The sequence below is a fragment of the Rhizobacter sp. P2_H2 genome (assembly GCF_056403375.1).
Map to the genome: position 1 here is coordinate 1 of NZ_JBFUFP010000126.1, position 9096 is coordinate 9096.

The following is a 9096-nucleotide window of genomic DNA, read 5'->3' on the forward strand; positions in this document are numbered from 1 at the left end:
CTGCACCACGTCGTTCGGCCGGAAGCCGTAGCCGACGTCCCACGCGACGATCTTGCGGCCGCCGCTCCACTGCCAGCCCAGCGCGTCGCCCGACGCATACAGCTCGTTGACGGCGGCATCGCCGTGCCATGCCCCGCCGTCGGGCCGCTGCTGCGTGAAGACGACGTTGCCGCTGAGCGCCTTCCAGTGGCCGCGCAGTTCGGTCTCGAGCGTGTCGGTGCCGGGCGGTGCGATGCCCTCCACCTGCTCGCGGTGCGCGCGCAGCTGGCCGCTGAACTCGTCGGCGGCCACGGCGCCGCCCGCGAGCGCCCACAGCGCCGCGATCCCCACGAAGCGCCGCATTTCAGTCCAACGTCGGGTTGCGCGCGAGGAACATCGGGTTCAGCCAGGCCTCCGGCACGTCGCGCGGCGCGCGCGACACGTAGCGCACCCGCGTCTCCTTGTGGTTGCTCAGCTGGTCGCGCAGCACCATCTCGGTCACCCGCGTCGGCGCGGCCGGCGCGTCGAGCACGAAGCCCGCCTGCTTCGCGAGCTTGTCCGACTGCACGTACAGCTCGGCCTTCAGCGGCTCGTGCAGCTTCGTGCCCAGCCACAGTTCGATGCGCTGGTAGGTGACGCCCTTGCGGTTGGCCGCCAGGCTCAGGTGCAGGCAGGCCACCTCGCCGCAGCGCTCCTCGCCGATGACGCGGCCGCCGTAGTCGTCGGCCCAGCTGAGCGTCGCGATGTCGCCGGTCGACGCATCGCCCAGCAGCTTCTGCATCGGCGTGATGCGCAGCGGGCGCTGGCTGCCGGGCATCAGCAGCCAGAAGTCGTCGCCGAGCATCAGCACCTTCTGGCCCTTCTCGGCCGGGCTGCGCATCAGCACCAGCGAGCGGTGGCCGGCCTGCGCGAAGACGGTGTAACGCCGCTCCTTGTCGGGCGAGCCATCGGTGTTGAAGACGCTGATCAGCGTGTCGACCTGCAGGTTGTCGCTGCCCATGCGGAAGCGGTCGGCGGCCTTCAGCAGCGGGACGATGTCCTGGGCCTGGGCCAACGTGGCCAGCAGCCCGAGCACGATCGCGAGGAGGCGTTTCATGTTGAGTCCCTTCAGGTGTGGGCCAGCGCATCCACCACCGGCGTGTGGACGGTCCTGCGGGCGACCAGCGCGGCCGCAGCCATCGCGAGCAGCAGCATCGCGAGCACGGTGGCGGCGAACATCAGCGGATCGACCTCGATCGTCAGCGGGTAGCCGCTGGAGCGGCCGGGCGGCGGCGGCATCTGCACCGGCACCACGTACAGCAGCAGCGAGATCGCGCCGGCCAGCGCGGCGCCGAGCAGCGCGCCGGCACCGCCGAGCAGCATGCCCTCCAGCGCCAGCGTGCGCAGCAGTTGCGACGGCAGCGTGCCGAGCGCGCGCAGCGTGCCGATCTCGCGCGTGCGCTCGATGATGGCCATCGCCATCGCGTTCGCGACGACGAACACCACGATCACGCCGATGATCAGCCCGAGCGCGCCGAAGATGCGGTTGTAGAGATCGCGCACCGAGCGGTAGAAGAAGGCCTGGTCGAGCCAGGTCTGCACCGTGAGCGACGGGAACAGGGCGGCCATGCGCTCGCGCGCCGGCCCGGTCGAGTCCATGCGGTCGAGGAACACGCCGAGCGTCGATACCCGTGTGGTGTTCAGCAGCTTCTGCGCGGTCGCGAGGTCGGTGTAGACGAGGCGCTTGTCGATCTCCGGCACGCCGGTCGAGAACACGCCCTTCACGCGCACGTCCAGCGCGTTCAGCGCGCCGTCGGTGGTGCTCGCGAGCAGCGTCAGGCTGCTGCCGGGCCGGGCCTTCAGGCTGCGCGCAAGGCCGTCGCCGAGCATCACCTCGGCGCGGTCGGTGCCGGCCAGCACGTCGCCGGCCGTCATCGTGAGGAACGGGCCCTTCACCGAGAACTCGCCGTCGGGGTCGACGCCGTGGGCCATCATCACGGTCGACTTGTCGCCGTTGCTGACCAGGCCGCTGAACTCCACGCGCGGCAGCACCTGGCGCACCGCGCGGTCGGCGAGCAGCCGGGCGCGCAAGGCGGCGACATCGTCGAGGCCGTGCTGCAGCGGCGTGTCCTCATCGGTCGTGAACTGCGCCGGCTGGCCGAGCACCAGGTGCCCGGTGCTGCGCGCCGCGGCCTGCGCCAGCGCGTGGTACGTCGACAGCGCGAAGCCGCCGGCCAGCAGGATGGCCGCGGTGCCGAGCGCCGCGATGCCCACGGTGACCAGCGAGCGGCGCCGGTTGCGCAGCGTGTTGAGCCACGCGAAGTACAACCACTTCATTCGATCCTCCCGTCGCGCAGCGCCAGCGTGCGGTCGCAGCGCTGCGTGAGGCGCGCGTCGTGCGTCGCGATCACGAAAGCGGCGCCTTCGGCATGGCCGCGTTCGCGCATCAGCGCCAGCACCTGGTCGGCGGTGGCGGAGTCGAGGCTCGCGGTCGGCTCGTCGGCGATCACGAGCTTCGGGCGCTTGACCAGCGCCCGCGCGATCGCGACACGCTGCCGCTGGCCGCCCGACAGCGCATCGGGCCGATGACCGGCATGGTCCTGCAGGCCGACGGCCCGCAGCTGCGCGGCGACCCGCGCGCGCCGTTCGGCCGACGGCACGCCGGCGAGGAACAGCGGGTAGTCGACGTTCTCGGCGACCGTCATCACCGGCACCAGGTTGAAGCCCTGGAACACGAAGCCGAGCGCATCGCGGCGCAGCAGCGTGCGCTGCGTCTCGTCGAGGCCGGCGACCAGCCGGCCATCGATCGCGATCTCGCCGGCATCGGCGGTGTCGATCAGGCCGCACAGGTTCAGGATCGTGCTCTTGCCGCTGCCCGACGGGCCGGTCAGCGCGAGCAGCTCGCCGCGCGCGACGGACAGGTCCACGCCCTGCAGCGCCGGGATCACGTGCGGGCCCAGCCGATAAGTCTTGCGCACGCCGCGCAACTCGACGGCAGCCGCGGTCACGACGGCAGGCCCTGCAGCGCCGCGCGCGCCTGCTCGGCCTGCGGCGCGCCGCGCTGCACGACCTGCTCGAAGAAGCGGCGCGCATCGGCCACGCGGTTCTCCTTCGCGGCCTGCGTGCCGGCCCGCATCCACACCGCGGCCTGGAACGGCAGCGGCGCCTGCGCGAACAGCGGGCTGGCCAGCACCTCGGCCAGCAGCGCGCTGCCGCGCGCGCCGCGGTGCATGAAGTCAGGTACCGCGAGGAAGGTGCTGGCGGCGACGAAGCGCGTCTCCAGGCTGGCCGGCGTGCCGTGCTGGCCGACGGCATCGTGCGCCGGGGTCAGCAGCGCGAGCGACTTGTCGAGCGTCGCCAGGCCGTCTTCGGCGAAACCGATCTTCTTCCAGGGCAGGAGAGTCGTACGGGCCTTCATCGCGGTGCTGGCGCCGCTGTAGGCCATCAGCACCGGGCTCGACGGCTCGGCCTGCAGCAGCGCATCGAAGGCGTCGGCCGCCGCGTCGACGACGCCCTTGTCGCCGGCCGAGGCCTGGTTGAAGAGCTGGAAGGCGGGCCGGAACTGCGCGTCGGGTGCGGCGTGGCCGATCCCCTGGCCGGTGGCGAGCACGAGCGTGAACACGGCGGCGGCCAGGGTGCGCGGAAAGGTGGAACCGTTCATCGAAGTCTCCGGGAGGTGGCGATGGCGCGCATCCTCGGAGGCGTTCTGTCGTCGCGCAGCCGCGCTGCGACGAAGCGGGCGCGGGCGGCGCGAAATGGCGGCCCTGCGGCGCGAACGGCGCCCGGGAGCTCAGCCCGTCTGCTTCTGGATCTCCGCCGCCACCGCATCCAGCGGCAGCGTCCGCTGCACCCCGCCGCGCTTGATCGCTTCCTTCGGCATCCCGAACACGACGCAGCTCTCCTCGTCCTGCGCGACGGTCTGCGCGCCGACCTTGCGCATCTCCAGCAACCCGGCCGCGCCGTCGTCGCCCATGCCGGTCATGATCACGCCGAGCGCATTCGCGCCGGCGCTGCGCGCGACCGAGCGGAACAGCACGTCGACCGATGGCCGGTGGCGGTTCACCAGCGGCCCGTCGATCACCTCGACGAAGTACTGCGCCCCGCTGCGCTTGAGCAGCATGTGCCGCCCGCCCGGCGCGATCAGCGCGCGGCCCGGCAGCACGCGGTCGTTGTGCTCGGCCTCCTTCACCTCGATGCGGCACAGGCTGTCCAGCCGCGCCGCGAAGGCCGCGGTGAATTTCTCCGGCATGTGCTGCACGATCACGATGCCCGGCGTCACGCGCGGCAGCGCGGTCAGCACTTCTTCGAGCGCCTGCGTGCCGCCGGTGGAGGTGCCGAGCGCCACCACCCGCTCGGTGGTCTGCGTCATCGCCCGCGTGGCCGGCGGCAGGATCACGTCGGCGGTGTTCTTCGCCGCCGGCGTCGGCGCGACCGCCGGCCCGGCGGCCAGCCGCCGCACGTTGGCCTTGGCCGCGGCACGCACGGTGCTGATCAGCTCTTCGCCGCTGGCGGTCAGGAACTGCTTCAGCCCCAGCTTCGGCTTCGTGACGATGGCCACCGCGCCGGCGGCCATCGCCTCCAGCGTGGTCTTCGCGCCGCGCTCGGTCAGCGTCGAGCAGATCACCACCGGCGTCGGCTTCTGCTGCATCACCATGCGCAGGAAGGTGATGCCGTCCATGCGCGGCATCTCGACGTCGAGCACGATCACGTCGGGCCAGTCGTGCTTGAGGCGCTCGATCGCGAGCACCGGGTCGGCCACCGCGGCCATCACCTCGATGCCCGGCGCGTCGTCCAGCAACGCGGTGACGACCTGCCGCACGACGGCCGAGTCGTCGATCACCATCACGCGGATGTTGCTCATGCGCCGCCTTCCAGCGGCATCGACGCCGATTCCGGGTTGACMTGCCGCACCCACACGTCGCCGGTCGCCAGGTCGAAGATCATCTGGCGGTGCCCGTTGCCGAACAGGCTCTCGGAATGCACGCGGATGCCGTGCGCCGTCAGCAGGTCGCGCGCCGCCTCGCCGTTGCGGCGGCCGATGTTCGGCGTGGCGGGCGAGGCCTGCTCGGGAAACATGTTGCCGCCGCCGAAGATCTTCGCCTCGCACTCGGCCGGCGCGATGCCGCGCTTGTGCAGCTGGCGCAGCATCAGCGCGAGCGCCTCCTCGCCGTAGCGCGCGTCGGGCACGCCCAGCCGGCTCGGCGAGCGAGCGGCCAGCAGGAAGTGCGACATCGCCCCGACGCGTCTTGCCGGGTGCCACAGCGTGATCGACACGCATGAGCCGAGCAGCGTGCGCATGCGCAACGGCGCCTCGCCGACCGCGTACTCGCCGGGCTGCAGCACCCGGTCGCCGGGCTCGGCGCTGTCGAATCGGATCGTGCTCCCCGCCGCCATGTCTCGCTCACGGCTTGCGGTAGATCGACGGCGCCACCTGGATCAACGCCGTCGTGATGTCGTTCAGGCTCTCGGAGTGACCGATGCAGAAGAACCCGCCCGGCTTCAGCTGCTCGAGGATGCGCGCCACCACCTGCCGCTTGGTGTCGCCGTTGAAGTAGATCATCACGTTGCGCAGGAAGATCACGTCGAACGCCGCCAGCCGCGGCAGCGTGGTGTTCAGGTTGACCTGCATGAACTGCACGCGGCTGCGCAGCGTCCGGTCGACCAGCAGCGTGCCCTGCTGCTCGTCGATGCCGCGCAGGCAGAAGCGCTTCAGGTAGGTCTGCGGGATCTGCCGGCAGCGCTCCATCGGGTAGTGCGCCTGCCGCGCGCGCTGCAGCACGCGGGTGCTGATGTCGGAGCCCGTCACCTCCCAGGCCGCATCGCCCAGCGTGTCGGCCAGAACCATCGCGATGCTGTAGGCCTCTTCGCCGGTCGAGCTGGCCGCGCTCCAGACGCGGAACGGCTGCGCCTTCTTCGATGACGCGAGCGCCGCCTCGCGCAGCAGCTCGAAGTGCTTCGGCTCGCGGAAGAAGTAGGTCTCGTTGGTGGTCAGCAGGTCGACCGCGGTCTGCACCTCGGCACCGTTCTGGCCGCTGGTCAGCAGCTTGAAGTACTCGCTGTAGCTGCCCAGGTTGCAGGCCTGCAGCCGCTTCGCGAGCCGGCCGCACACCAGCGCCTTCTTCGCCGACGACAGCGTGATGCCGGCCGCGTCGTAGATGAAGCGCTGGAACAGGCCGAACTCGTTGTCGGAGATGGTGTTCATGGCCGGTCCGCGGGGTCGCTCGGGTCAGGATCAGAAACGGGCGAACTGCGATTCGTCGAGCGCACCCGCGCCGTTCACGTGCAGCGAGAAGCCGCTGTGGCCGGCGGCCGATGCCGGTTTGCGCGCACCCGCCTTGGCCCCCTTCGCTGCCGCTGCGATCGGCCTGGCTGCCGCCTTGCGCGGCGCAGCCGGGCGCTGCCGCGGCGCGTCGGCGTGGGTCGCCAGCTTGAAGAACGACATCGTCTGCTGCAACTGCTCGGCCTGGCTGCTCATCTCTTCCGACGTGGCTGCGAGTTCTTCCGAACTCGACGCGTTCTGCTGCGTCGTCTGGCTCAGCTGGCTCACCGCCGCATTGATCTGGCTGACGCCCGACGACTGCTCTTCCGACGCCGCCGTGATCTCCTGCACCAGGTCCGAGGTCTTCTTGATGTTCGGCACCATCTGGTCCAGCAAGCGCCCCGCCTTCTCGGCCAGCTCCACGCTCGAGCCCGCCACCGTGCCGATCTCCTGCGCCGCCACCTGGCTGCGCTCGGCCAGCTTGCGCACCTCCGCCGCCACCACCGCGAAGCCCTTGCCGTGCTCGCCGGCACGCGCCGCCTCGATCGCCGCGTTCAGCGCCAGCAGGTTCGTCTGGTATGCGATGTCGTCGATGATCCCGATCTTCTGCGCGATCTGCTTCATCGCCGCCACCGTCGCRCGCACYGCCTCGCCGCCCTCGGCCGCTTCGCTCGCCGCCTTCGTCGCCATCCCGTCCGTCACCTTCGCGTTCTCGGTGTTCTGCGAGATCGATGCCGTCATCTGCTCGATCGAYGCGCTCGTCTCYTCSACSCCCGCCGCCTGCTCGCTCGACGCCTGCGACAGCGACTGCGCCGTYGCGCTCACCTCTTCCGATGCACCCGCCAGCGCTTCCGCGCCGCTGTTCACCTCGGTCACCACCTGCGACAGCTTGTCGACGGTGGCGTTGACGTATTCCTTCATCTCGGCGAACGCGCCTTCGTAGTCGCGCTCGATGGTGCGCGTCAGGTCGCCTTCGGAGACGGCGCCCATCACCTGCACCACGTCGCCGATGCTGTCGCCGGTGGTCGACACCAGCGCGTTCAGGCCTTCGCCCATTTCCTTCTGGAAACCCTGCAGGCCGTCGAGCTCGACGCGCGCACTGAAGTCGCCGCGGTTCGCCGCCGCCACCACGTGGCGCTGGCCGTCGATCACCTGCTTCAGGCGGGCCACCATCTGCTTCACCGCGAACAGCATGCTGCTGTCGTCGCCCGGGCGCAGCGTGATCTGCGCCGACAGGTCGCCGGCCGCCACCTGGTGCAGCAGCGCCGCGGCATGGTCGGGCTCGCCACCGAGCTGCCGGCCGATCACGCGGGTGACCAGCAGGCCCAGGCCGATCGCGAGCACCACCGAGACGCCGATCACCGCCAGCATCAGCGTCCAGGTGTGGCGCACCGTCTGCTCGGCGCCGTCGTTGGTCGCCTTGGTCTGGTTCGCCAGTTCCTCGATGACCTTGGCCATCGTGGCCTCGATGTCCGAGACGGCCTTGCGCGCCGGCCCGTTGCTCTGGTCGGAGGCCTGGTCGAACTTGCCCTCCAGCACCAGCTGCGCGATCTTCTCGTTCTGCGCCAGGTAGTTCGGCAATTGCGCGTCGAGCTCCTTCATCAGCGCCTGTTCGGTCGCGCTGAGGTTGGTGGCCCGGTAGGCCTTCAGCGCGGCGTTGAACTTGTCGAGGTGCGTCGCCGAGCGCCGGATGGTCTCCTTCACCTCGGCCGGGTCCTTCATCGCCGGCAGTCGCACGTAGGAGCGCGAATGCGCGGTCAGGCGCGACCCGGCCTCGGAGATGTCCTGCAGCGGCAGCACGTTGTCGACGTAGGTCGTGTGGATCATGCCGCCCAGCTCGCTCAGGCGCGAGAGGCTGTAGCCGCCGACCAGCGCGGTCAGCACCGAGCACAGCAGGAAGCTCGCCAGCAGCTTGTGCGCCAGCTTCATCCGATGGAACCAGTTCATTTTTGTCTTCCCTTGAGTATCAGGCGGCCCGTCAGACGGCCAGCGCGTTCTGCGTGCGGTCGGCGGCGTCGGCCAGCGTGCCCAGGTCGTCCAGCGACAGCACGTGGTCGACGTTGAGCAGGATCACGAACTTGCCGCGCACCTTGCCCATGCCGTGGATGAAATCGGTGCGGATGCGGGCGCCGAAGGCCGGTGCCGGCTCGATGTCGGCGAGGGCGATGTCGAGCACCTCGTTGACCGCGTCGACGACGACGCCGATCACCTGGCGCTCGCCTTCGGCCTCGACCTCGACGATCACGATGCAGGTGCGCTTGGTCACCGGGCTCGGCGCGCGGCCGAAGCGCGCCAGCAGGTCCATCACCGGCACCACGGCGCCGCGCAGGTTGATCACGCCGCGCACGCAGTCCGGCATCATCGGCACCTCGGTCAGCGTGTGGTACTCGATGATCTCCTTGATCGCGAGGATGCCGATCGCGAACATCTCGCCCGCCAGCATGAAGGTGAGGTACTGCGCCGGCTCGGCGGCGACAGGGCGCGCCACGGCCGTGGCCGGCGCGCGGTGGGTCTGGACCAGTGCGGTCATCGCGGGACTCCTTGGTTCAGAGACTTGAATCAGAAACGGGCGAACTGCGATTCGTCCGGGCCTTCGCCCGATCCACCAGCCCCGGCGAACGCCATGCCGCCGGCGAGGTTGAAGCCGCCCGAAGCGGCGCGCTTGCCCGCCTTGGCGCTGCGCGTGGCGGCCGGCTTGCTCGGCGGCTGGCCCGAGGTCTTCGCGGCCTGCGTGGCATGGCCGCCGGCCAGCTTGAAGAACGACATGGCCTGCTGCAGCTGCTCGGCCTGGCTRCTCATCTCTTCCGAGGTGGCTGCGAGTTCTTCCGAACTCGACGCGTTCTGCTGCGTCGTCTGGCTCAGCTGGCTCACCGCCGCAT

General features: G+C 70.5%; 10 protein-coding genes and 1 pseudogene. All 11 read right to left on the bottom strand.

Features of this window, described 5'->3' with window-relative positions; translation table 11 throughout:
* Nucleotides 1-342: hypothetical protein (locus AC1D15_RS10000; protein ID WP_477825860.1), on the bottom strand; the 342-nt coding region annotated here is incomplete at its 3' end.
* 1 nt (nucleotide 343) lies between these two features.
* On the bottom strand, nucleotides 344-1075 hold the full coding sequence (locus AC1D15_RS10005) for an outer membrane lipoprotein-sorting protein (protein ID WP_465110745.1): 732 nt from the start codon (nucleotides 1073-1075) through the stop codon (nucleotides 344-346).
* Nucleotides 1076-1086: 11 nt separating this feature from the next.
* A complete protein-coding gene (locus AC1D15_RS10010; protein ID WP_477825861.1) occupies nucleotides 1087-2295 on the bottom strand; it encodes an ABC transporter permease in 1209 nt (402 codons plus the stop codon).
* Nucleotides 2292-2966: an ABC transporter ATP-binding protein gene (locus AC1D15_RS10015; RefSeq protein ID WP_477825862.1), complete on the bottom strand. Its 675-nt coding sequence runs from the start codon at nucleotides 2964-2966 to the stop codon at nucleotides 2292-2294. The genes AC1D15_RS10010 and AC1D15_RS10015 overlap by 4 nt, the downstream gene beginning before the upstream one ends.
* Nucleotides 2963-3619, bottom strand: coding sequence for a hypothetical protein (locus AC1D15_RS10020; RefSeq protein WP_477825863.1), 657 nt, complete (start codon nucleotides 3617-3619; stop codon nucleotides 2963-2965). Before AC1D15_RS10020 ends, AC1D15_RS10015 begins: the two co-directional genes overlap by 4 nt.
* A 129-nt stretch (nucleotides 3620-3748) precedes the next feature.
* Nucleotides 3749-4819 carry a protein-glutamate methylesterase/protein-glutamine glutaminase gene (locus AC1D15_RS10025; RefSeq protein ID WP_477825864.1) on the bottom strand — a complete coding sequence of 357 codons (1071 nt, stop codon included), beginning with the start codon at nucleotides 4817-4819 and terminating at the stop codon, nucleotides 3749-3751.
* Entirely contained in the window at nucleotides 4816-5352 is a 537-nt protein-coding gene (locus AC1D15_RS10030; protein WP_477825865.1) for a chemotaxis protein CheD, read from the bottom strand. The genes AC1D15_RS10025 and AC1D15_RS10030 overlap by 4 nt, the downstream gene beginning before the upstream one ends.
* 7 nt (nucleotides 5353-5359) lie before the next feature.
* The gene (locus tag AC1D15_RS10035; protein WP_477825866.1) at nucleotides 5360-6160 is read right to left on the bottom strand and encodes a CheR family methyltransferase; all 801 of its coding nucleotides are present in this window, start codon (nucleotides 6158-6160) and stop codon (nucleotides 5360-5362) included.
* Between the two features lie 30 nt (nucleotides 6161-6190).
* Nucleotides 6191-8164 carry a HAMP domain-containing methyl-accepting chemotaxis protein gene (locus AC1D15_RS10040; protein ID WP_477825867.1) on the bottom strand — a complete coding sequence of 658 codons (1974 nt, stop codon included), beginning with the start codon at nucleotides 8162-8164 and terminating at the stop codon, nucleotides 6191-6193.
* 31 nt (nucleotides 8165-8195) lie between these two features.
* A complete protein-coding gene (locus AC1D15_RS10045) occupies nucleotides 8196-8747 on the bottom strand; it encodes a chemotaxis protein CheW (RefSeq protein ID WP_047511153.1) in 552 nt (183 codons plus the stop codon).
* Between the two features lie 29 nt (nucleotides 8748-8776).
* Nucleotides 8777-9096: pseudogene (locus tag AC1D15_RS10050) on the bottom strand (methyl-accepting chemotaxis protein); the annotation flags it as partial.